This is a genomic window from Pedobacter sp. MR2016-19 (assembly GCF_014947265.1).
Classification (GTDB): Bacteria; Bacteroidota; Bacteroidia; order Sphingobacteriales; family Sphingobacteriaceae; genus Pedobacter.
The window spans coordinates 402755-428648 of record NZ_JADCNK010000003.1 but is presented as its reverse complement, the minus strand read 5'-3'; the positions used below and the strand labels follow the sequence as shown (position 1 = coordinate 428648).

Genomic DNA, 25894 nt, shown 5'->3' with positions numbered 1-25894 from the left:
CAATTATTTGCTTGTACTTAATGGGAATAACTTCTCCAGGTTTTCGAAGCCCATTACTGCATTTTCAGGTAGTTTTTCGCCCTTATCACCAAAAACATATAAGGCATTTTCTTTTTCGATGGTTACTTTACTTTCATCGTATTTGCCGGTTTTATCTTTAACGGCAACAGCATTTAATTTGAAGTTTTTGATTAGAAAATCGTATAATGCAATACGTTTGTTAATCCCAAAATCGTGCTTTTCATCAGGAAGATGAACATTCTCGACTTTATCTTTAGCACCATAATAACTGTACATCTTTTGCAGGTAAGGAAAATCGTGTTCAGGTGTATGTGCTGTCCAATCGCTACCATCTGACACCAATAACTGCGGACGTGGGGCAGCCATTGCGGCCAGTTCAACATTATCTGTTCCGCCACCACATTGATGAATAGGCATCCCACTTTCGCATGGGCAGCCGCCATAAAAGTATGATGACATGGCAACCACTGGAGCACTTAATTTAATGCGGTCGTCCATGGCGGTCATTAAAATAGAATGACTTCCGGCACCCGATCCACCGCTGATTCCGATCCGGTTGATATCTGTTTCTTTTAGCGCACTGAAATAATCCAAAAGTCTGATACCGCCTAAAGTTTGAACGGTTTGGGCCAGGCTTTTACGGTGATCTTCGTATTTAAACTGCAACATCGATTCGCCCCATGCAAACAAATCGTAACTAAAGGCCATTGCCCCCATTTTGGCAATCATGGCGCAACGGATCTGGCAATCGGGCCGGTAACGTTGTTTTTCCCAATGTCCGTCCGGACTAAGTACAACAGGAATTTTTCCTTTAAAGTTTAATGGTTTGTATAGTGAACCGTTAATCCATACGCCGGGTAAAATTTCTAATGCAATGTTCTCTACCGAATAGCCATCGAAAATTCTTTTTGTCGTTACAATCGGTTTTGAATTTGGTTTTGCAGGTAATGGCGATAGCAGTAAGGCTTTGTACAGTTCGGGCTTAATTTCTGCTTTACGTTTTTCCCAACTTGCCTGATCATGATATTTTGTAGCCAATTGGTCTAAGTACGCCCAACCATCCTGAACTTCCCAACGGTAATATTCGTATTCCTTTAATTTGTAAACACCAGGCTTTTCTTTGTTTACCTTCATATCCAAAGGTGTAAGCACATTATTCAGTGTTTCGTCTACATCAGTCCGGAAACGCCAATCGGCATAGTTTACCCATTTATCTTTTACCTGTGGTTCGGAGTATTTGATTTGTACTTTAAAACGCGTTTGAATCTCGTTCAAAACATCAAGAAGCGGTTTTTTATAGTGGTTATCGGTGTTTTGGGTTTGGGCGGAAAGGTTGTTGAATGTGAATAAAAATAGAAGCCCAATTAAAAGCTTAAGTTTTTTTATTGGTACTGCTTTCCTAATAGTGGCAATATTCACTGAGTCAGAAACCATGCATGAACGGTCGTCACCCTGAACTTGTTTCAGGGCTTTAATAGCGAGGCCACCTGGCATGAAAGATGCTGAAATAAATCCGATAGCTATCGGATCAGCATGACGACCACAAAATTTATGACGAATAAAGAGTTCATCAGCCGAAGCAATCTTTCTTGACAGGATAGATTGCCGCGTAGTTCCTCTCTGAGAAATCGGAGCAAACTCCCGCAATGACGATTTTGTTATTTTTCTCATGGTTCTTCGCTTTTAGTTTCAGTAATCACTGGCGCAGTATAACCTTTCAGTTTCGGCCAGATACCGTTTTTAATTTTCTTCAATTTCAACTTTGATGGATCTACCACTACATGTTTAATTTTTTCTCTTCTCCAGGTGTAAATGAAGTGCAACATACCATCAGCAGTTTGAATCACTGCGGGATAAGAATACTGGCTAATGGGTGAATCTTCCAAAATCAATGCGGCAGACCATTCTTTGCCGTCTTTGGAAACGGAAACATTTAATGGTGTTCTTGGACCTTTAGCCAGATCGCCTAGAGGTAAAACATGGTTGTACACTAATACCTGGCGACCATCTTTCATGGTTACTGCATCTGTACCTGAATTGTTATTTGGCAAGGTGGTTTTGGTTAATGCCGACCAGGTTTCGCCATTATCGTTAGACCATGCTTCTACAATTGCACGATTGGCGGTTCTTGCCAGTAGCTGCAACTTTCCGTTTCCATATTGTAATATACTCGGTTGAATGGCTTTAATACCATTTTCAGGAAGCGGGCCAACTTTTCTCCAGGTTTTACCGCTGTCTTTTGTTACTTCGAAATGGATTTTCCAGCCATTGCCCTCTTTACTTGATGGCGCAAAGAGATTTCCGTTGCTTAATAAAACAGGTTTGTTTTTTACAGGACCAATATAGCCATCAGGTAATTTGGTGGCTTTAGACCAGGTTTTTCCGCCATCTTTCGAAGTTCTCATCATTCCCCACCACTCAGATGGTTTTGGTCCGATTTTGTAAAACAATAACAAATCTCCTCCAGGAACCTGATAAAGAACCGGATTCCATGTCGGTAATCTTTTACCATCAGGCTGAATACCATTTGCAACCGAGAACGGTGCTAACCATTTACCATCTACAAAGCGGCTGATGTAGATCTCTACATCGGGGTTTCGTTCTTTTGTGCCACCAAAAAATGAAGCAACTAAACCTGTCTGTGTTTCTGCTATTGTAGCTGAGTGGCACGAGGGAAATGGTGCTTTGTCGAACAAAAACTCTTGTTTTACGATTCCTTTTTGCCATTTCTCTACCTGGGCATTAGCGCTCATCAATACTGCAAAAATAAAGGCCAGTGTAATGTGTATTTTTCTTTTTAACATCATGTTTATTTATTAAAAAAAGGTCATCAGCAATGACGACTTATTTCATTTTTATTTCCGCTCTACCACAAAAACATAATCGCCAGAACCAAGCTCATAAACGGCCCTGTTATTCTCCATTTTTATAAATTTTAAATCTTTTATGGATTTCAATTTTTCTGAAACCTCAGTTTTATTATTTGCAGGAATATAAACCATTGCGGTTGTATTTGGCGGAATGGTGATATTCCATTTAAATTGTTTTCCTGTTTTATTGTAATTGCTTTTGATCAGTCCATAAACCGAATTGTAACTGGCATTAACTGAATTTAAGCCATTAATCATCTCTGGCTTCATGATGATCTTTTTAAAAGCCGCACTTTCTGATTTTATACCAGCCAGATTTTCATAATACCAGATCAGAAGATCACCAAGCATCATCACGTGGTTCTGCGAATTCATTTTCGGATCGGCAGTATTTCCATTCCAGAGTTCCCAAATGGTGGTTGCGCCATTATCTACCATGTAACCCCAACCTGGATAAGTTTTTTGTGTCGCTATGGTATAAGCCAAATCCGGACGGTCGTAATCGTTTAAACAGCGCATTAACCACTGAATCCCCACTAAACCATTGCTCAAATGCCCTTTGTTTGTCACTTCAACCGTATAAGTAATGTTCTTAAAAACCTGATCTACTTTATTTTGCGGAACCATCCCGAAGTAAAGCGGAATGATGTTATCAGTTAGCGCATTCGTAGCATAATAGCCTTGATCGTTATAATATTTCTGGTTGAAAGCGTCTTTGATTTTATTCCCCAGAAGCTCATATGCTTTTACATCTTCATCGTTACTGCTTACTTTAGCGAATTGTATCATCAACTGGGTGAAATGATAATAATAAGCTGTCGAAATCAATTCTGACGGATACTTTTTATCTGCGCTTTTACCACGACCAAATTCGATGGTAACGGGTGGCATACACCAATCGCCGTAACTATCTTTCGTTAGAATGTAATCTTTCATGTAACGGTCCTGCATGTAAGCAAGCCACTTTTTCATGGCCGGATAATTATCCCGAACTGCAGAAACATCACCAGTTTGCTTGTATAACATTTCGGTAACTAAAAGCATGGCTCCGGGCCAGGTCATGTTATCGCTATAATACCGCCAAAAAGCAGGTGCTACATCAGGAATAGCGCCATCTTCCTTTTGCGAGTTTCTGATGTCCTGTAACCATTTAGTATAGAAGCGTCCGTTATCAAAAAGAAAACTTTCGCCATAAGCCACAGCGCCTCTGTCGCCTAACCAAGGCATGCGTTCGTTACGTTGCGGACAATCAACCGGAATCCCCTTGTAACTTCCGGCAATTCCCCACCAGGCATTTTTGAAAATCTGGTTGGTCAGCGCATCCGAAGTCTCGAACGTTCCGACCGTTTTAATGTTATCGTAAATCATTTTGCCAACGAAATCGTTCACTGATGGTTGGTAAGGATATCCTGAAAGCTCTACATATCTAAACCCGCGGTAAGCAAACGTAGGCTCCCAGGTTTCTAATTCACTTCCTTTTAAGGTGTATAAATCGGTACATTTTGCGTTGCGAAGATTAGCGGTAAAGAGTTCGCCATTTTCTTGTAATGATTCTGCAAAACGCATTTTGATTTGTTTGCCCTTCACGCCTTTTACCTTGATCTGCAACCAACCCACCATGTTTTGACCCATATCCAAAATATACCGGTCACAAGAAAGTTTGGTGATTGAAACAGGCTTAATGGTATTCATCACTTTCATGTTTTCATTCATCTGGGCCTCAATGGCGCCTGTTGGTTCCTGTACAAATTCTGCTTTTGCCCACTTGCTATCATCAAATCCTATCCTGTTCCAGTCTGAAGTTTCTTTTGTAGCATCATATTCTTCTCCATCATATTCGTTATTGGCTCTGATTGGCCCATCCGCTGTACCTTTCCAGCTGTCATCGGTATCAATATTTGCAGTTGTTCCGTCAGTATAAATAATGTTGATGTTCATGAGCATTTTCGGAAAACCAAATGTTTTAATTTTATAAGGTTTCTCATTTTGGCGCATCGCGAAGAAACGGCCATTACCCAAAATTGTACCCACCGCATTTTTTCCATTCTGAAGGTAACTCGTTACATCGTAAGTGTTGTATTTTACGTTTTTAGTGTAATCTGTGGGCGATGGAGACAGTACATCTTCACCAACTTTCTTTCCGTTGATGTAGAGTTCATACAAACCCAAACCTATGATAGACGCGGTAGCCGATTTGATCTGTTTTGTACACTGAAACTCCTTTCTGAAATACCTGGCTGATAAACGAGAATCAGTTTTAATGTTATCCCATGAGAAAGCCCGATCGAAACCAATCCAACCTTTTGGCCAATCTTTGTAATAAAGCAAACCCATGGAAAAAGAGTTGTTAGCCGACCAATCACTTTGACCAGCGGTTGTCCATACTTTAACCTTCCAGTAGGCTTTCATCCGGCTTCTTAGTGCCATACCGTTATAGCTTACATGGATAGATTCTTGTTCGTTAACCTTTCCTGAGTCCCATAAATCGCCCTCATTCGCCTTTAATTTTTCTGCTGATGATGAAACTAAAATTTGATAAGCGGTTTGCAGTACATTACGTTCATTGGAAATGATATGCCAGGCGAAGCGAGGTTTTACAAGATCAATGCCCAACGGATTCCCGAGCATTTCGCAGGTGGTGTTTTGCAACGAAACTTGCGCCATCACTCTTGTAAAAGATAGGAACCAAATGCTGATGATGGCTATGTATATTTTAATGTTCATTACGCTTCGCGGTTGATTACACCGATTATTGGATTACACTGATTAATTGATTACACTGACTCAGTTATTATTTATTTGTTCCCGCTGATTTTCGAAGATTTACGCAGACCAATAATTTTCTAATCTGCGTAATCCGAGTTATCTGCGGGCTATTTTTTTTCTTTACTTTGCTAAAAACTTAGCGTTCTTTGCGGTTAAACTATCTGCCTGAAAAATCAAAATACAAGGTCATATTCAATGCTCTACCCGGATCTTTATCAAAATCATAATAAATATTCTTCATTCCCATTGGCCCTGTTGTTTCCGGTTTTTGGGTTTTTGTACCAATTGCTGAAATTGCGTTCATAAATGAAATATCACCATCAGGAAATGTCGGACTCATGTTATTGTATTCTGTATCTTTTGATTTCTTTGGCGTGAATAATCTTAAGAAAATATCTTCCTGATCGGTTACAACTTTGAATGATTGTTGCTTGCCAATAAATTCGCACCAGTACATATTTGAATAATACCCCTTAAACTCGGGATATTGCCAGGGTGCCTCGCCGGTTGCCGAATTGTTATAGTCCTTTTTCCAAATACCAAAAGCTGTGCCTTTCATCCTGTTTTTCCAAACGCGGTATGGTCCGTTACCTTTGTACTCAACCGCCCTGATTTCTGTTTCAGGATAAGAAAAGTTAACGCCAACAAAAGTGGTAAAGTAATCTGACGGGAAATATTTCACTTCCATTTTTAACCATCCTGATGGGTAAGTGGTCCATTGTAAAGTATTCCAGCTTTCTTTTTTATCGAACCTGGAAGAAATCACCAAATTATCGCCATCCATCTTCTGAGTAAAACCTTTAAAGTTATTTACACCTTCCTGCAAAATCGGACCGTTCGAAAACGGAATTACACCTTTGGCATTCCTGGCCTGTTGCAAAAAACCTGTTGTTTTTTCGAAAGTTAAATCAATACCATTGGCTGAAACATGATAAAATTTAGCATCTTCTTTTAAACTTACTTTAGAAGAACCTGTTTTTACAACAATTTTCTCTGCTTCATCTTTAGGCAATGCAATGGGAAAACTCCAGGTAAATAATTCTTTTCCATCGGGTGCATTAGCAATGAGATAAAGTGCATCAAAACTTCTCCAATCTGTGGGAAGATTAACTTGTAATTTTCCTTTTTCAAAAGGTTTAATGTTCGGTGCATCGGCTTTGCCAGATTTGAATGCTGCATCCGTTCCTGCTTTTAATTTCTTTAATTTCCAGTCGAATGTACATTGATTGAGGTTGGTAAATGCATAACGGTTTTCGAGCAGGAAGGAACCGTCAAATCCAGCTGTCATTTCTCTTTTCTCTACAAAAACCGGGTTCCAAACTTCTTTAATCGTAAAGAAACTACCTTCTTTTTCGTGGTAAGGTCCAACAATTCCGTCAGGGCCATGATTACCGTCGGTATCCAGCTCGCCGTTTTTATCGGTACGCACCACCGCCTGGTCGGCAAAATCCCAAAGGAAACCACCAGCAGAAAGTGGATTATTCCACATGGCATTCCAGTAATCTTCGATGCCTGAGCCATGACCGCCATCCCACATACCATGCAGAAACTCAGTAGGCATTAAAATGTTGTGCCCGTGATCGTAATTGCCGATTCCGTAATTAAACTCACGGTAATGTGTGGTTTCAAACCCGTTAAAAACTTCCCAAGGATGAATTAAAGGTCTTTTTTGAAGATCTTCTTCAGCAAAAAGGTGATCGAGTTTGCGATTATGCCCACCCTCATTTCCATTTGCCCAAAATATAATTGATGGATGATTTTCATCATTCAACACCATTTCTTTCATTAATTTTGTTCCGGTTGGCGTATCATAAGTGCCGTGCCAGCCAGCCAGTTCGTCCATCACAAACAAACCCAGCGAATCGCAAACATCCAAAAAATGAACATCAGGCGGATAATGCGACATCCGAACGGCATTCATATTCATCTCTTTCATTAGTAAAACATCGGCAATGCTGATTTTTTTACTGGTTGTTCTACCGGATGACGGGTAAAATGAGTGACGGTTTACGCCTTTGAATTTCATCTTCACTCCGTTTACATATACGCCATCCCGTTCTTTTACTTCAATTGTTCTAAAACCAATCTTTTTTGAAACCTGGTGAACCGCTTTACCATTTTTACTCAGGGTAAAGTTTGCAGTGTACAAGTTTGGAAACTCTGACGACCATAATGCCGGATTCGAAAACTGATGATTCAACTTTACATTTTTACTTCCCTTTTTTATTGGAGTGGTAAATCTATTACCGAATCTTTTTCCATCTTTCCCTAAAAGCTCCACCTCAACCTTATCTGCATCACCAGTATAATTTAATTGCGCATTTAAACTGCCATCAGCTCTGGCATCAATCTGAATCCGATCGATATGAGTTTGTGGCAACGATTCGAGATAAACAGGTCTGAAAATACCACCAAAGATCCAGAAATCGGCCTTGCGTTCGGCGTTGTTAACTGATTCATTACCTGAATTCTTGGATACTTTTACTTCAAGTAAATTATCGGCGCCAAATTTAATCAGTTTGGAAATGTCATATTTAAAAACATAAAATGAACCCTGGTGAATCTCTCCCGCCAACTGACCATTAATTTTGACTTCGGTATCGGTCATTGAGCCTTCAAAAACGATATTGATTTCCTTATTTTCCCAGGCAGAGGGAACCTTAAATTTGTACTTGTAAAGACCTTGTTCCTTGCCTTTATTTTCCTCTTTGTTAAAGCCATAATTATATTTCCCGAAACCATGTAATTCCCAGTTTGATGGCACCGGAATGGTAGTCCATTTGCCTGAATTGGCACCAGCTGTACAGAAAAAATCCCAGTTAACGGTATTGTCGTTTCCAGTTCCTGATAGGTATAATTTCTCTGTTTGCTGTGCTTTTAGCGAGCAGAATAGGGTTGTTAAACACCAGAAAAGTATAAATCTGCGTTTCATTAATTGGTTTTAAAAGTTTTAGTTAAGGGATTATCGGTACGGAAAGGCAAAGCAGGTAAACCATTGCTATAAAAGTTCCCTGAAGGGTTTTCCGTCCAATTATAACGCACGGCAACCGGTGTTTCAATTTCTTTTGAAGAAACGATAAGCTTTCCATCTTTCACTACAGCATTAGCATTCATAAATTTCCCGTCGCTTCCTGCAATGGTAAAACCGGTAATCGGGCCAGAAGAAGCTGATTTTAAATAATCAAAATCCAATAAAGCTTTTCCATTTTTAAATGAAACTGATTTATAAATAGGTCCAGAGAAATCATTTTTTTGATGGTAAGTTTTAGCTAAAGCCCAAAGCGCCAATCGTCTGCCCACTTCCCACTTGTATGTTGGATGCAAATCTTCGTTTGAATCTGTCAAATCATTTGTAGATATCATTCCGGTATTTGACAACCGCAACAATTGTGTTTGGGCTTCCCAAAATTCAGGTTCTGTATTTTCATCAACAGACACTTTTCCTTTGGCTTTGGAATAGTTAAAAGGGGCAATCTGGACATAGTAAAATGGCAGATTATTTTCTTTCCAGGCTTTTCGCCAGCTATTGATCAATACTTTCATTTTATAAGCATAGCTGATTTTCTCGTTCAGAAAACAATTGGTTTCGCCCTGATACCAAAGAAAGCCGCGGATTTTAAACTGTGTTAAAGGTTCAATCATCGTTGAATAAAATTTACCCGGATCGTTACCCACTTTTTGATTTCTGAAATAATCCTCTTGTGCAAATGCATTTTCTGAGATCCACGGTTCAATGGCACTACCCGGAATGGCCGAAGAGATCATCCCGACAGGAATACCTAATTTCCCCTGAACTTCCTTCGCGAAGAAATAACCCACAGCAGAAAAAGCACGTAAAGCGGAATCTTGGGCTACACTCCAGCTTTTATGGATAGAATCAGGTTTGATCAAAGTTTTGCGGTTAACCAGGAAAATCCTGATCTGATTATTCTTTGCTTTTGCCACTTCATCAGATGGGAAACCTAGTTTTTCATTCTTTGGCTTTGGGATTTTGGCCAGTTTGCGCATGGCGTATTCCATGTTCGATTGACCTGAACATACCCAAACCTCGCCTACCAGAATATTGGTGAGTTCGATCTTATTTGAGCCACTGATGGTCATGGTTTGAGGTTTTGAAGCTGTTTTTAATGGCGCCAAAACCACAAGCCAGTTCCCGTTTTTATCGGCAAGGGCTTCTTTTTTCTGGCCTGCAAACGTTACTTCTACTTTTTCGCCTGGTGAAGCAAAACCCCAGATGTTGATGGGTTTTTCGCGCTGCAAAACCATATTGCTAGAGAGAATCTGAGGCAAAAGAATTTTAGCGTTGGCGGAAAAGGAAAATAAAGAAAGAAGGATAATTAGTGCCGTCATTCCCGCGCAGGCGGGAATCTTAATGCAACGGGTGCTAAGATTCTTTTCCGTCATTTCGATCCGATAGCTATCGGATGGAGCGCAGCGGAACGGAGAAATCTTTTTCGCTTTGTTCAAAGATTCCTCCACTAAGGCCGGAATGACACACAGGAAAGATTGCCACTTCGTGCCTCCTCGCAATGACGAACTGATGCGAGGAATGACGAACACTTTAGAACGTAAAGTGGGAAAAACTGAAAACTTAAAACTGAAAACTGCCAACTGTCTCAAAATCCCTCCGTTTTTAAATACTTAATTGAATAAACAGCTTCTTTTTTATCTGGTTCTCCGGCATTTCTCAAATCATAGGTTTGATCGGCAGGTGTATCTACATCAGGGAAACGACGAACATCGCCGGTGCGGAAAACAATTCTGGAAACATCAGCAACAGGCTGAAAAGCCAAACTTGTTAATGCATCTTTTCCGTTGACAGTAATGGTGTAAAAACGCGTAAAGGCATCTAATTTTAATTTGATGTCGTAACTTTTACCCGCCTCGTATTTCATAAAATTTTTATACCGTGCTCCCGCCTTTGCGCTTAAAGTTCCAGCGGTATCAAAAGTCAGGCGCACAGTTGCCATTCCTTTTGCATCCTGCAATTCGATTTCGAGCAAGCCGAAATCATTTTGCTTAGGCGTAACTGAAAACGAAGCTATTATTTTCTTAGATGCAGGAAATAATCTTTCTGCTTTGGCATAATCAAAAGGATCTTTGTCTCTTAACTCTAAAACGCCGTTTTCTACCTTTACCGGTGCCCAAAGCGGACTGTACATGTTCCACATTTCGAGCGCTTTATCTGATGGTAATTTACCAAAATCATCGTTAACATGTTGTGTTGCTTTATCGCTAACCGGTACAGGAACTGAAGAGACCCAGATATCTTCTTTATTCATGCTGTACGTTACCCACAATTTTCCATCCGCATGTTTGCCATTACCTTCGATAATTCCACGAACATACTGCGGCCCGTAGGATTTATAGTTACCGCCGTAACGCATTGGCGTAATTTCACCATGCACCAATAAAAGGTTGGTATAATTTAAACCATTTATACTCGTTGAAATGGCTAAAGGCCACCGGTACTCAGATGGATTATAAACTGTTGCGTAATTGCCATCTGAAGTTTTTTGTCCCCATATTTTCGCATTGCTGTTCACAAAACCAGGTGCACGCAACGCATTTTTTGGCCAGCTCTTTCCGTTATCATCGCTAATGGCCGTTAAGGCATTTTTCCATAAACCCACCACTCTTCCATCGGGTAAATGATAGTAGCTGAAGGCTTTATACTGTTTCTGTAAAGTGATCAAAGGATCTTTCCGATCAGCCTCTTCATTCCATTGTTGAGTCATCAACTTGTTTGATAACAATTCATTACAGGCTTCAATGAAAGTTTTACTTTTGCTTTTGGTGTATAGCGGATATTTGGTATTTTTCTCGGAGTAACCAGGATTGTAATGAATGAAATAAATGGGGCCATACTTTCCATCTGGCTGAATTTCTCTTACTGCCCTGCCAATTCCATGGCCATCGTTCGGATCGTCTTTCGCGTCAAAACTGATGGCGTAAAAACCCAAAATCAGGAATACATTTTTAGTGGAAACATAAAAACCCATGCGTTGATGCATCACAGCATCTAAATCTTTTGCTACATCAGTTCTACCCTCCTTTGTTGTACCGTCCGGAATCCGGTAGACCGGAAATACCACTTCTGGTTTCGTCCAGGTGTAACCATCTTTCGAAGATTGTATCAGGGTTTGCCCTGGCGGGATGCTTTCGCCAACTTTATCGCTTAAATATTCAATGTAAAATTTATTGTTCCAATAGGCCAGCATTGGTGCATGGTTATAGGTCCACCCAAAGTTTTCGGCCAGTTCAGGATGTTCCCTGTTGGCACGGAAAGTCTGGATATTATGCACACCCATTACCGGCGAAAGCTGACCGTGATGGTAATCTGCATTAACCAGGGTTTTACCTGTATAGCGCACCGTATCCTGCGCGTGCGAAGTTGGTATCGCAAATACAAATGGTAAGCTTAAACAAAGTATTTTAAATATTTTCATGTTATCCTGTTCTTTCTTTTAGTTCGTCACTCTGAATTTATTTCAGAGTCTTTATGATCTTTCCAATAGATGCTGAAATAAATTCAGCATGACGACCGTATTAAAAACCTACCTATTATTCTTCAATTCCTCAATCACTTTCTTATTCACTTTTATAATCGTTCCGTGTTTATGCCCTTCAGGGATTGAAACCTCTGCTGTTACATCTTTAAAAGTCTTAAAATCGGCAGTTTTATAGGCTGAATATTTTTTTTGTCCATAAGCATCGAAATAAATCAGCCAGTCATTTTTTACTTTTACCACAGTTGGCCCCTCTGTTAATTTCGGACTGAAAGTGTCCGAAACATTTTCGTAAGGTCCTGGTGAATCTTTTGCAAAAGCTAATTTTAAATTTCTATTCGGGCGTGTATTGTCTTTTAAAACCAATACATAATCTTTTCTTGCCATTTTCACAATCACTGCATCGATTACACTAAAACCAGGATCTAGAAACAATTTAGGTTTAGAGAAGCTTATAAAATCTTTTGTGGTAATGCTGTATATCCGATGGTTATTTTCTTCTTCCTCCATTCCTTTAGAAAAGCGAAACGGAATAGTTGAAGCCCAGATAATTATATATTCTTTTTTCTCATCGTCATAGAAAATCTCAGGTGCCCAAACATTCACGGTTTTTGGTTCGCTTTCCATTACCGGAAGGAATTTCTGCTCACTCCAATTGATCAGATCCTTTGAGCTGGCGTAACCAAAACCTTTGTCGCCTTTCCAGCTGCAGGTCCAAACCAAATGAAATGTTCCATCCGGCCCTTGAACAATTGATGGATCGCGCAAAACTTTCTGGGTCCCAACCGCTGGTTTCAAAAAAGTTTTATTTAAATCTGTCCAGTGATAAGCATCATAACTGTATAAAAGCCTTAATCCTTCGTTTGCCGGCTCGTGGAAAGAGGTAAATAAATAAGTCTGTCTTGTGCAGGATGTTAAGCCACAAAGAAGCAGGCCTATAATGGCTAAGCGAAATAATGCTATGGAATTGGGTTTAAACACTGTTTTTTATTCTTTCGTTATTTTCATTCTTTAATTATCGTCATTCCCGCGCAGGCGAAGACCTATTTTGTAATTTGTTAAGGATTACCCTTCGACTTCGCTCAGGGTGACATCCCTATTAGATTATTGTAATAGATTTCTCCATTTCGCTGCGCTTCAGTCGAAATGACGATTTAACTAGTTATATCTCCTCCAACACCAACACCCAGTCGTTGCCATTTGCAGGCTCACCAGGAGGATTAAACTCCTTAATTCCTTTATTTTCAAATTCTCCTATTGCCATGATTTTACCAGTTCTTGGATCAAACCACGAAGCTTTAACCTCATCACCATCGATTTTGCCCATTTGTACACTGAAATTTTTACCTGTGTAAGTATAAAGCAGCGCGAATTCTTCCCCTCTTGTCGCAATAACCCGTTCGTATTTTTCGCCATTCTTTCCAGCCACTAAAGTTTGATCGGGCACACGATCGAAATAAGAGTGAGAAAGCATTAAATCTTTCAGGTATTGCATCTGTTTTGCGCCTGGAGCATTAATGGCAGTGATCCAATGGTCTTTCGGACCATAAGCAGGTTTTAAATCTGTTTTCTTGTACATCTGCATCACCGAATTGTGACCATAAGTATAACCAAAGGCACCTGCAAAAACCGACCAGTAACCGTATCTTCTCACATCGCTAGCTGTCCAGCGTGGTTGGAGCGTATCGTGCAATCCTTGTGGAATATCTTCATATGAAGGCTCCCCATCAATAGTAGGTTTAGTAGGTTTTAATTTATAATCAGCTTCGATATATTTCCAGTTATCTTCACCATAATGCAGTTTTTCGTTTTTAGAGGTGTCCTGATCATATCGGCGGTGACCAGATTGAACCATATCAAAATCACACCATTTTGCATTTTGAAACCATTGTGAGGAAGCAGTTCTGCCCCGGGGATGGAAAGTAATTAAATGATTCGGATCGTTTGCCCTTAAAGTTTCGCCAATGGTATTCCAAACATCTGCACCATCAGTACCTTTAATATCGCCACCATTGAGCCAAATGATGTTCCACTTATCTTTATAACGTTTTGCCAGGAACTCAGAATAAGCCTTTGCCTGCGTTTTATTCACTTTTTTATTTTTCACACTGGTACCCCATACCGGAACCAGGGCCATATAAAGGCCTTTTTCTGCTGCCTGATCAAGGATATAATCCACATGATCCCAATAATCGTAAGCTATTGAATCTTTCGGATCATTGCCCGGTGTAAGCATCAGCTTTGAAACATCGGCATGAACAACTGATGAATCTAAATACACATTTCTCGAAGGCACATCATGTAATAACATCACCTGAATTACATTAAAACCTTTTTGTTTACGGTCTTCGAGATAAATATTTGCTTCTTCGCGGGTTAAACGACCGAACAGCAACCAGCCTGTATCGCCAAGCCAAAAGAAGGGCTTGCCATCACCAGTCGTTAAATACCGTCCGTTTTCTGACACTAAAAGACTTTTATCGCCAAAATGAGGCTTTTTCTTGCAGCCAAAAGCGAAACAAGAAAGCACAGCAAGCAGAAATATTTTTAATTTAAGGTTCATATTCAGTTTAATATATTTACTATGTTGGTGGGTGTAGATACCCACCAATAAAAAACGTGTTGTCATGCTGAGGTACGAAGCATCTCTTGCCTATTATGTACACAGCTTATGTTTGCTCAATCCATTTTTAATAATGGTTTATTAACGTTTTGTTTCCATCGCCTGAAGATTCTTCTCTGCGCTCAGAATGACAAAACTCAATTTATATTTTATTTACAATGATCACTTCGTCACCTGCTGCTGCTTTATTTAATTCCACTATAGATCCACCATTTATTTTCTCTTCTTTAAGGGCTTTTCCTGTTTTAGTATTCAATATTTTAACATTAAATTTTCCAGAAAATTGACTTAAATCGAGATTGATGGCTTCAGTAGAGGCGTTGTATAAAATATAAGCTTTGCCCGCATTTTTCAATCCGTACTGCTTTGCTGATTTGCCTGCCGGAAGAAATGGCTTCATAGAGGACGCAAGATTTAAAATAGAAGCATCTATACTACTTACGTTAGATAGCGAACCTCCAGCCATTAAAATAGCCCATCCGAAGCTATCAAAACTATCTGCCGAATAAATCACTGCCTTTTCAGGAAACTTATTTTTGTATTCGGATACCGCGTGGTAAACTTCTTCGAAGGCCGTTTTCTTCGGTTTTAGCAAACGGGCATGTTGGCGGGGTGCCAAACTTAATCCACCCTGTGGTGCATAAGCGCTTCCATCGGCCTGGTAATGCCAATAACGTATGTCGATCAGGTCAACCACTCCGGCGCGTTTTGGATCGGCTAAAATTGCATCCTGCACATCTTTGGTCACACTTAAACCGATAATCGGGTGTTTGCCTGTTTCTTTCTCCCATTCGTTAATGGTATCGATCCAGAACTGAACAAAATGCAATGGACCCGTAAATTCGGCACCGATTAATTGAATGACACCGGAATTTCCGTCAAAATTCTCTAAACATTTTCTGATATAAGCTTTATGGATTGCCCTGCGGTGTTGGTTGGTGATGTCGTAAAACTGCTCGGCCATAAAAATGCGCTTATCGCCGGCATAAGGCACAGGTTCCGGAAAACCAGTATTATTGATATTGTTTGCGGTACGCCAGGGAAAATCAGCATAATGCGCACCAGCCTCGATAATATTGTGCTGGAAATAGTTCTCATGGATTAAAACCAGGCCTTTTTGATCGGCAAGGTTAGCGAATTGCTTTAACCTATCCCAATACCAGAGGTTATATTTGGTGATGTCGTATTTACTTAAACCATCCCAGGCTTTATCCTGCCCGCTACGGGCAAATGGCAATTCGTAAAAAGGAGCCCATACTTCGCCATCCATGCGGCGGATGCGTTCGTGATCGTCTCTTCTCCTGTCGTACCAAAGTCCATAATTGTGATCAAGCACTTTAACAGTGCCATTTTTCATCGAATCGGTAATCTCCTCAAGATCATCGGTTAAGCCATTTCCGGACCGGCCGGGAACAAACCGGGTGACATGAAATTTAGTGTTTTTTAATCCATACGGACGCGCACTCCCATTCCACCAGGGCACATCCTGACGATTACCCACCACAATTTCGTTGCCACGCACCAACCAGCCATTTTTGATCGTCATTGCATCTGAAAGTACAGGTTTAACGACTTTATCCAAGCCAATTTTATCTATGCTTTTTACCTGACCAGCATCTGTCGGGATTTTATTCCGATCTGGCGCGGCGTCAATATATCCTGAAACCGTTAAAGCAGGTTTATAAGCCAGTTTAGTGAGTTTTTGAGCTACATCTATCGGCGGACTGCTGGATGCTTCAGTTTCTACAGGAAGAACGAAGTTCCGTTTATCGGCTTCATTACCCAATCTATCTTTTAACTGCGCATAATATAAGCTTCGTGGCTGAATCTGTTCATTAGACATGTCCCAATAACCGTTTCCGGCAAATTGCGCCCATGTTCCGAATGCCCAGTTCTGAGCAGTTGGTGGCTGAAAATTATCTACCCTTGCAGCGCTACATTGCCAGAACACACTGTTTGCGGCACTCCAGCCCGCCCCTTGTCCGTCTTGTCCGCGGTTTAAATAACTTAAGGCCTGTCCATCAATATTTACAATATCGAATAACACACCAGATGCCCAGCTATCAATAGCACCACTGAAACTGAAAGGTAAATAAGATTGGCATTGTACAAAAACATTTGGCCCCGGAGCACAAAAGCCAATAGCAAAATCGTGGTAACCATATTCTGAGTATAACCTTTGAAAAAGTGTTTGCTGACCGGTAGTTAAAAATGTAAACCTTCGTTCACCACCAATTTCAGAAACCGGGGCAAGTGATTTACAATCTTCAACGGTAATTCTTTTAGCGGTTTCGAGTACATTAACAGCAGAACCTGCAAAATGCTCAAAAACAACCTGACGAACCCATGCATCCTGTGCATTTTCCAAACAGATGGCCGTCCATCGATGGTATTCGTCTTTACTATTTTCTTTATGATAATCGGATTCGATTTTTAGGTTTTCTACACCCGATTGGGCAATTCTGCCCTCCCACTGGTATTTTGAAACGGTGCCTCCGCCATATTTAGCATCTAATGCAGTAGTAATTGGCGCATCAAAAGTAATGCTTGATCCGTTTATTGCCGTAATTTTACGGTCCCAATGGATATCCCTGGTTCCTGGTTTCCAGCCTAAGGCACTTTCGCCACCACCAAATTCTACGGTTTTTAAGGTTTCAATCCATTCTTTAGTTGAAGGACGGTTGATGATGATTTTATCGCCAACTTTAAATTCGTTGGTACTTGCTAAAGTAATTTTATTTGAATTTACAGGCACATAAGCATCTGTAATGGCGATTGCCTGTTTTTCTATTTTGTTTTTTTCGCCTAAAATTCTGATTACACCAATCCTATCTAAACCAGTTGCAAAAATTTTCGTTCCATTTTTGCCTATTCCACTACCACGGAGTACCACTCCAGATGCTGATAACCGCAATGTTCCTGCGACTTCGTAAGTTCCTTTTTCTAGTAAAATCGCTCCACGTAAACCATCTTTTCCGATTGGCAATTTAGCTACATAATTTAGGGCAGATTGAATCCTTAAGGTAGCATCACCCTTTGAAACAGGAACGACTACTTTTATTGTTGCATTAGGAATGGCTTTTTCGCCAGCCATGTAACCTGCATAAGAAAAATCAGGAATCCGGTTTCCTTCGGCATCAGGAGTATAAGCCATTTTGCCATCTTTTCCTTTATAAATGGGTTTTGGTGGCTCAACAGACTTTGTTTTTTGCGCAAAAGACAAATTTGCAACTAAAAGTACGATTGCCATTATGGCTAAGGTTTTTAGTTGTATGGTTTTTAATATATGGTTAGTTTTTGGCATTGATTATTTTGTATTTGTCATGCTGAGGCACGAAGCATCTGCAACTTATTTCCTACTGTCTCTGCCTATTCTCTTCCATTGCTAGCAGTATTTATTAATGTTTTGTTTTCATAGCATGCGTATTCTTTACTACATTCAGAATCATAATGCTATTTGATGAGGTTTATCTTTCAATTATCTCTTCATTCAAAAATCTCCAATTTGGATTAACAATTTCAATCAATTCATTTTTCTTTTTCCTAGTCCAGCCTTTAATTTCTTTTTCTCTCTCAATTGCATGTTCAATGAACTGATGTCTTTCGAAAAAAATTAAATAGTGACAGTTGTATTTAAAAGTAAAAGCAAATTTATTTTCTCTATTCCCAACGTGTTGTTTAAGTCTAACCTCTAAGTCATTTGTTACGCCTGTATACAAAACAGTTTTGTTCTTGTTTGTTAAGATGTAGACAAAGTAATTATGGCTCATGCTATATTAAAGTTACGTTTCCATCGCCTGCAGATTCTTCACTGTGTTCAGAATGACAGTATAATTAGAAATTTTCTACGGTCTCACTTTATCAATATCAACCAAACTATTCAAATATACTTCAATATTCGAATAACCTGATTTCGATAGCTTTATAGCATCCTTCGCATCTTTAGGATTCAAGCCATTTTTAATTTCGTATGCATCTGGCATGCCATCATCGTCGCTATCTTTATATGGCGTTCCTTTATATTCCGGATAACCGCCTACCTGAGAAACTTCTGTAATGATACCCTGTTTGTAAGAATCGCCAGGTAATCTGCGGTGTTCGAATTGAAATGCAGATGGTTTAGCGTTAGGGTGAACTTCAATTTTTCCGGTAGCTACCTGTTTAACTACGCGGGTATCAACCGGATCTCTCTTTGGTAAAGTAGCACCTGCATTTGCCAATACATAGTCTTTTGCCTGTAACGTTGGGATAATGCTAATTTTAGGCATCGGGAATGGATCTTTAGCTTTCATCGCTGCGAAATATTTACTCGCCTGCTCATAAGACATTAAATTTCCTTTTTTATCTTCCAGCTGAACGCCTCCATCCCAGTTGTTTTTGGTTACTTTTTCATTGCCCTCAATAATATTTCCAGCTACATAAGCACGTCCGAAAACAACATAAGGTAATTTACTACGGCCAGATTCTGGTTTCAAAATGCGGTAGCTGATCGGGTCTTTTAACTCAGTAACCGGACCAGGTTTGTAAAAGTTATTGATGATATTGTACTGTGCGGTATAATCGCCACCATCTGTGGAGCGGTTGTTCCAGTTAAACACTACGTTATTGGCGAAGTTAAAAATGCCGTTCCAACCAATTGATGGATTACGGGCACCATTATCGGCCCAAAGATTACGTACAAAGGCACAATTTTCGCCACCTAAGGTACTCCCAAAAGCGTGATTCCAATAATCTAAAGCTTCAGAGAAAATAGAGTTTTGGATCGTAATGTTAACCGTTCCTAATTTTTCTTCGGCTTTACCTGTGCTATCATTATACATGTGGCGGTACATGGACATGTTTTCGTCCAATCCCCAACTGGCAGAAACGTGATCGATCATAATATTGCCAACCGGATTTCCGCCAATGGCATCATCTCTGCGGCCTACAAAAGTTTCACCTCTTCTAAAACGCATAAAGCGAACAATAACGTCATGGGTATTTAACCAAACTGATTCGCCAGCTACACAAACACCATCTCCAGGTGCAGTTTGGCCAGCAATGGTAATATATGGGGCACGAATAATCAATGGTGTTTTCAACCTAATAATTCCTGCAACATTGAAAACCACAATTCTCGCACCACCTTGTTCACAGGCATCACGTAAAGAACCGGAACCACTATCGTTTAAATTTTTAACTACAATTACCCTGCCGCCGTGGCCACCAAAACTATATGCACCTCCCCCTTCTGCACCAGGAAAGGCCAATAATTTAGATTGAGGAAGATCGGTAGGTCGGCCAGCCCACGGAATATATGGCTTACCCTCTGCAGCTTCCTTCGCTATAATCGGCTTGGCTTTTTCCCAGGCAATGTCTGACTGGTGATAAGCTTCTTTCATCATTGAATCGGAAGATTTTTTGACTTCAGGCGGTATATTCGGGTATTGCGCAGATGCGTAGTTTGCGGAGAGCATTAATGCTGTTGTGAACAACAGATTTAAAAAGTTCTTTTTCATTTGTGTTTTGCCCGTTAAAGAAGTAAAAGAAATTTAGCTGATATTTTTTGATTGATGAAATTGTCAATCGGGAATTTTATAAAAATCGGCTCATTTCTGTTTATTTCTTTGGTTATCAGTTTTGGTTAGAAAGTATATTATATTTCAAAATTGCATGCAAAAATTGGCTGTTTACTGTATAATTTTGGCCAGGTATTGTACCATCTTTTCATTTGGTTAAAATGGCTGTAACAAATAAAATTCATTTCTACAACCGTGTTACAAGATAGAAATAATATTCATATATAAATGTAACATTCTTAAATGAAAAAAGGAAACAAATTAATGTTCCCTTTTCTAAAAACCAAATATAAAAAACCAGGGCGGTGAGCAAACCGCCCTAAAAATTTTGCTGCTTGCTAAAGCTGTGGATCGAAACTTCCTCCCCAGCCTCTTGTTTGTTCTATTTTCGGATTATTGGCAATCGATGAGGTTGGAATACCAAAGAAATAATATTCATCTTTCCAATTAATCGTATAACCATTATCTAAAGTTTTAGGAAGAATAGTCATGTAAGTATAAACCTGATCTGTAGAAAGTGCATCACGGCCTACATATGGTGAAGTTGAAAGACTTGCCGGAGCACCGCTTGTAATGAGGTTAAATTGTTTGCCTGTTCTTATTTTACCATTTAATACTGTTGAAAACAGCTTTCTTCTCCTTAAATCCCAGAAACGTTTTCCTTCAAAGGCAAATTCAATTTGTCTTTCATACATTATGGCATTAATCAACTCGGTTTGGCTCATTCCTGCTTTAAGCCCATAGAGATTATCAGTTCCTTTTTCAATTCCAGCCCTTGCTCTGATCAGAATTAAATTGTCATAAGCTTCCTGCAAACGATTTGTCGCCGCCGCAGATTCTGCCAAATTTAAAACCACTTCTGCATATCTTAGCTCCATCCAGTCCGTACCAGAATAGATTACATTATTCTGTAAAACAGTAGGATCAATGGCTTTACGGCAGTAAAAACCAGTGGAGCTGGCTGTTCCAGGCTCAACAGTTCTATTGCTTACAAAATATGTCCATAACCTGTAATTCTGGTTTCCGACAATTGGCCAGTTTGCGCCATTATAAGCAATAGTTTTATCGAATCTGGGATCTCTGTTTTTATAAAAATTCTGATCGCTGTAAACATACCTGGTTGATGTGCCCGGTGCCTTACCATCAAGCATTGGATAAGATTTAACTAACTCCCATGTTGGTTGATAGCTCCCCCCTCCGGTTCCTAAATAAGATGGCCTTGCGCTGTTGTCGTAACCGTTATTTTTGCTTGTGGCAGTATTAAAGTTATTGTAACCCGTAACCAAAACAGCTTCGGGATTATTTACTTCAGTAAACCACATATTATCATAAGATGCAGCAAGCTTCCATCCGTATGCGGTTAGCAAAGACACAGCTTCCTGATTCGCAGTGTATGCTTTCTCCCAACGTTCTACAATTGTTGCCGGATTATTAGGGTCGCTCGCTTCATTTGTAACAAATTGCGGACTGGCATAGGTTAACAAGACTTTTCCTTTAAATGCAGCGGCAGCTCCTGCGGTAATCCTACCCCAGTCTGCAGTACCTGCCCACTTTTTAGGGAGATATTTAATACAGGTATCTAAATCCCTGGTAATTTGTGCAATACACTCTGAGGTCTTATTTCTTGGCAACAAGGCCGCATCTTTGGCTTCATCGCCCACAGCTTGAAGTGGTGTTAATACCAACGGAACGCCACCATATAACCTCACAAGATCGAAGTATCTAAATGAACGGAAAAACAATGCCTGTGCTATTAACCGGTTTTTTGTGCCTGCAGGTAAGGTGCCGGCATTAACATCTCTGATAAAAGTATTGATTAAACGGATTTTGCCATAGTTATTGGAAACATTTACTGCTGTTCCAATATCGCCAACATCATTGTTACTTATTGTGCCCCTAAAAAACTTATTGTCATTATAGGCCTCATCTGAAAGACCACTCGGATTGGCAATCGCACTTCCTGAATTTACGCCTGCCCAGGATGGCAGATTAGAATCGTACAATACATTCAGGTTTAAAACTGCTAATGTCGAATCATTAAAAATCTGACCTGCAACCGCATAATTTTCATCAACATTATCAAGAACTTTTTTACAGCTACTTGCTCCCGATGCAACAAGTAAAGCGAATATTAATAATTTATGTATTTTCATTTTCGTAAAATTAAAATCCAACATTTAGTGCGAAAGACAGAGACTGAAGATTTGGATAAACATTGTATGATGATGCATTATCTCTATAGGTGTAAGGATTATAGAAATTAAAAGGATTTGTGGCGATTACTGAAGCTTTTAAACTTCCTATGCCCATTTTCTGGGTAATTTTAGCCGGAAAACTATAGGCCAAATTGATGTTGCTTACCCTAAAAGTGTAACTGTTAACAAACCAGAATGACGAATTTAAGTCGTATGTAGCACTATAGTATGGGCTTGGGTATTTGGCATTCGGATTTTCAGGAGTCCAGTGATCAGACCAGAAAGCCGGACGGTTAACAGTACTGGTTGCACGTTTTCTTGCATCGCCTTCTATAGCATCTTGTCCTCCGAACGACATACCCATAGTAACATTAAGTGAAATGCCTTTATAAGCACCTCCAAAGTTTAAACCCAACCCATAATGGTTGCTCGATTTATCTGTCAGATAGTCCTGATCATTCTCATCAACAATACCATCTGGTCCGGTATATACACCGTTAACTTTTGGCCCTCTAACATCTGCATAATATAACATACCTGCCACTGGCTTTTGTCCGAGCACAGTATATTTTGGGTTAGCTGCAGCAAAGGCATCAGCTTCTGACTGAGATCTGAACATACCTAAATAATGATACCCAAATGCTCCTCTATCGCTTGATTGCCCCAGGATATCAAGATAAGTACCCACATTACCCAATGGTTGATCGGCAACTAATAACTTATTATCGCTCCAGGTAAAAAAAGGATTAAAATTGTAGCTGAAATCTTTGCCAATTTTATCTCGCCATCCTGCTGATATTTCGTATCCAAAAGTATTAACTTTTGCAAAATTCTCCGTTGGTGGGTTTGCACCAATAAGTACCGACACAGATGAAGTAAGCGCTGAAAGCATGTTGTAACGGTGTGCGAAAAAACCATCTGCTGTTAGTGACAACCTATTATCAAGAAATTGCGCATCCACACCTAAGTTTGTACTTAAATTACTATCCCATGTTGTATTTGCATTGGCAATGATAATGTTTGGCGCATAATTTAAGCCTCTATCATTATTGCCGCCAAAAACAGCTGATTTGCCTGTCTCCAGTTTATAATTTTCCTGATATAAATATGGTTTCGAGCTATCATTACCCAATAAACCAACCGATCCTCTTATTTTTAAAAAGTTAACAAACTTCACCTTATTTTTAAAGAAGCCTTCTTCTGATATTACCCAGCCTAGCGAGGCTGAAGGGAAAAAGCCATATTGCTGCCCGGGTGCGAAATTATTATTCGCATCTGTACGTAAGGATACCTCAAGTAAATATTTATCCGCGTAAGAATAATTAATACGAGTTGCGTAAGCAAGCCTGCCAAATTCGTTTAAACGTCCTACCTGATCTGTAGCCTGTAGGCCAGTTGCAAAATTCATATTATCCAAACCACCAACTAAAGTTCCCTCACGAGATACGGCAAGGCTCTCTCCTGACGTGTGTTGTTGCTCAAATAAGGCAATTGCAGAAATGTCATGCTTTCCGAATTTACGTGCATAAGATAATAATCCATTAAATTGGTAAACATCTAAACGCCCTGGTGTAAAGCGAACGATATCTCCATTTTTTGCCGATATGATATTGGTTACTTTACCTCCAACAATATGTTTATTATCACCTAATCCTTCAAACTGGTATAAATTATACCTGGTACCATACTGTTTGCTAAAATCGTTGTTGATATTTCTATTAAAATTTAAACTGGCCTTTAATCCCTTTACAACAGGGATTTCATATTCTGCTGTAGCCTGTAGATTGATGCTTGTTGTATTTTGAAGCGTATAATTGTTTAATCTTTGAACTTCGAAAAAGTTTGCTCCTTCAACCGTGCCCGTATTGGGTGCCTGCAACACAGGTAAACCATCTACATAAAAGGGAACAAATTGTGGTGATGCCAGTAACGATTTAAAATCGTTATCCAAACTTTCAGACCCTTGTTTAAAATAATATCTTTTGTTGTAATTTATATTGCCACTAACCGAAACACCAACCTTTAAGCCATTGGCAACTTTCGCATCTGCGCTTGCTCTGAATGTTAACCGATCTGTATTTACCCCTTTAAAATTTGAATTTTGACTGGTGTAACTTCCTCCGGCAAAATAAGTTGCCTTATCGGTACCTCCGGTAATATTTAAAGCATGGCGCATAATATACGATGACTGCCAGGCCTGAGCAAGATAATCCTGACTGTTTTTACTGAAATAATCAAGTTCATCAGGAGTATAGTAAGATGTTATTTTGGTGGTTACACTGGTTGTAGGATTTGTGTAGTTTCCATTTGGCTGTACCAGAAAATTATTTTGCGCCTGAGTATAATCATTTAGATAAACAGCCTGCTCTAAACCACTCATCATCTTCGGCAGCATCGTGGCATCAGTTAGTCCATAAGATCCACTATAACTGATTTTCGGAGCTCCCGGTTTTCCACGTTTTGTTTTAACCAGTACCACACCATTTGCACCTAAAATACCGTATATAGCCGCTGCTGCATCTTTTAATATGGTTATGCTTTCTACTTCACTGGCATCGAGTGCATTAAAATCAGTAATAGTCCTTTGAATATCATCAATCACATAAAGTGGATCGGTTTTACCGTCCTTGGCAAAAAATATTGGGTTTCTGATGGTAATTGTAGCATTTTCTCCGGGACGCGCAACACCACCTGTAACACTTACAGCGGGCAATTGACCTCTTAATGCAGCTGCAAGGTTCGTTGTCGGAATATCCTCAATAGCTTTCATATTAACAGTAGATATTGCACCCGTTAAACTGGCTTTTTTCTGCGTGCCATAACCAATAACAACTACATCATCAAGGTTCTTGTTTTCCGGAACTAAACGCACTACAATATTGGCTTGTTTACCTACTATTACCTGTTGCCTTATGTAACCTATAAACGAGAATACAAGAACATCTGCATCAGATTTTACCTGGATGGTGTAAATGCCATCTGCATTAGTGCTTACATTGCTGGGAATACCTTTGATGCTCACATTCACCCCGGGAATACCACTCCCGTCGGATTGATCAACAACCTTACCTGTAACCTTTCGGTCCTGGGCAAAAAGCATTATACTTGCCATGAGCATCAGCAGCAAAGGCAAAGAAATCTTGCGTAAAAATTTTAAGTTCATATTGTTATTTGGTTAGTTTTTAATTTGATTTTTGGATGACTTAGTAAGGTTCTTCCATTTAATGTTCGGGCATCTCTAATTTGGCCTCATAATAATTACCGTCGTAAATTAATTATCGGTAACAGGCGATCATTTTATTACCTTAAAAAAGATAACATCAACTAACGCTTATTAAAATTTATAGGACAA

The 25894-nt window shown here is 39.7% G+C and carries 13 protein-coding genes; all 13 read right to left on the bottom strand.

Annotated features, from left to right (window positions below):
• Window positions 1-3: 3 nt before the first annotated feature.
• The 13 genes from IM793_RS06430 to IM793_RS06370 all read right to left on the bottom strand — a co-directional run bounded on the left by IM793_RS06430 (window position 4) and on the right by IM793_RS06370 (window position 25705).
• Window positions 4-1692, bottom strand: coding sequence for an acetylxylan esterase (locus IM793_RS06430; RefSeq protein WP_227256158.1), 1689 nt, complete (start codon window positions 1690-1692; stop codon window positions 4-6).
• Window positions 1689-2828 (bottom strand): exo-alpha-sialidase, encoded by a 1140-nt coding sequence (locus IM793_RS06425; RefSeq protein WP_227256157.1) that lies wholly within the window; start codon window positions 2826-2828, stop codon window positions 1689-1691. Before IM793_RS06425 ends, IM793_RS06430 begins: the two co-directional genes overlap by 4 nt.
• Before the next feature lie 48 nt (window positions 2829-2876).
• Complete coding sequence (locus tag IM793_RS06420) at window positions 2877-5615, bottom strand: alpha-L-rhamnosidase (RefSeq protein WP_193420257.1); 2739 nt, start codon at window positions 5613-5615, stop codon at window positions 2877-2879.
• A 199-nt stretch (window positions 5616-5814) separates the two neighbouring features.
• Window positions 5815-8589 (bottom strand): glycoside hydrolase family 2 TIM barrel-domain containing protein, encoded by a 2775-nt coding sequence (locus tag IM793_RS06415; RefSeq protein WP_193420256.1) that lies wholly within the window; start codon window positions 8587-8589, stop codon window positions 5815-5817.
• The gene (locus IM793_RS06410; protein ID WP_227256156.1) at window positions 8589-9947 is read right to left on the bottom strand and encodes a sialate O-acetylesterase; all 1359 of its coding nucleotides are present in this window, start codon (window positions 9945-9947) and stop codon (window positions 8589-8591) included. Before IM793_RS06410 ends, IM793_RS06415 begins: the two co-directional genes overlap by 1 nt.
• A gap of 326 nt (window positions 9948-10273) precedes the next feature.
• Window positions 10274-12106: a six-hairpin glycosidase gene (locus IM793_RS06405; protein WP_193420255.1), complete on the bottom strand. Its 1833-nt coding sequence runs from the start codon at window positions 12104-12106 to the stop codon at window positions 10274-10276.
• A 108-nt stretch (window positions 12107-12214) separates the two neighbouring features.
• On the bottom strand, window positions 12215-13147 hold the full coding sequence (locus tag IM793_RS06400) for a glycoside hydrolase family 43 protein (RefSeq protein WP_370629762.1): 933 nt from the start codon (window positions 13145-13147) through the stop codon (window positions 12215-12217).
• A 181-nt stretch (window positions 13148-13328) separates the two neighbouring features.
• Window positions 13329-14729 (bottom strand): glycoside hydrolase family 140 protein, encoded by a 1401-nt coding sequence (locus IM793_RS06395; protein WP_193420254.1) that lies wholly within the window; start codon window positions 14727-14729, stop codon window positions 13329-13331.
• Between the two features lie 202 nt (window positions 14730-14931).
• Complete coding sequence (locus tag IM793_RS06390; protein ID WP_227256155.1) at window positions 14932-18039, bottom strand: DUF6298 domain-containing protein; 3108 nt, start codon at window positions 18037-18039, stop codon at window positions 14932-14934.
• Between the two features lie 217 nt (window positions 18040-18256).
• The gene (locus tag IM793_RS06385; protein ID WP_193420252.1) at window positions 18257-18559 is read right to left on the bottom strand and encodes a GIY-YIG nuclease family protein; all 303 of its coding nucleotides are present in this window, start codon (window positions 18557-18559) and stop codon (window positions 18257-18259) included.
• 75 nt (window positions 18560-18634) lie between these two features.
• Entirely contained in the window at window positions 18635-20287 is a 1653-nt protein-coding gene (locus IM793_RS06380) for a polysaccharide lyase family 1 protein (RefSeq protein WP_193420251.1), read from the bottom strand.
• Window positions 20288-20685: 398 nt separating this feature from the next.
• A complete protein-coding gene (locus IM793_RS06375; RefSeq protein ID WP_193420250.1) occupies window positions 20686-22500 on the bottom strand; it encodes a RagB/SusD family nutrient uptake outer membrane protein in 1815 nt (604 codons plus the stop codon).
• 10 nt (window positions 22501-22510) lie between these two features.
• On the bottom strand, window positions 22511-25705 hold the full coding sequence (locus IM793_RS06370; RefSeq protein ID WP_193420249.1) for a TonB-dependent receptor: 3195 nt from the start codon (window positions 25703-25705) through the stop codon (window positions 22511-22513).
• Window positions 25706-25894: the final 189 nt, after the last annotated feature.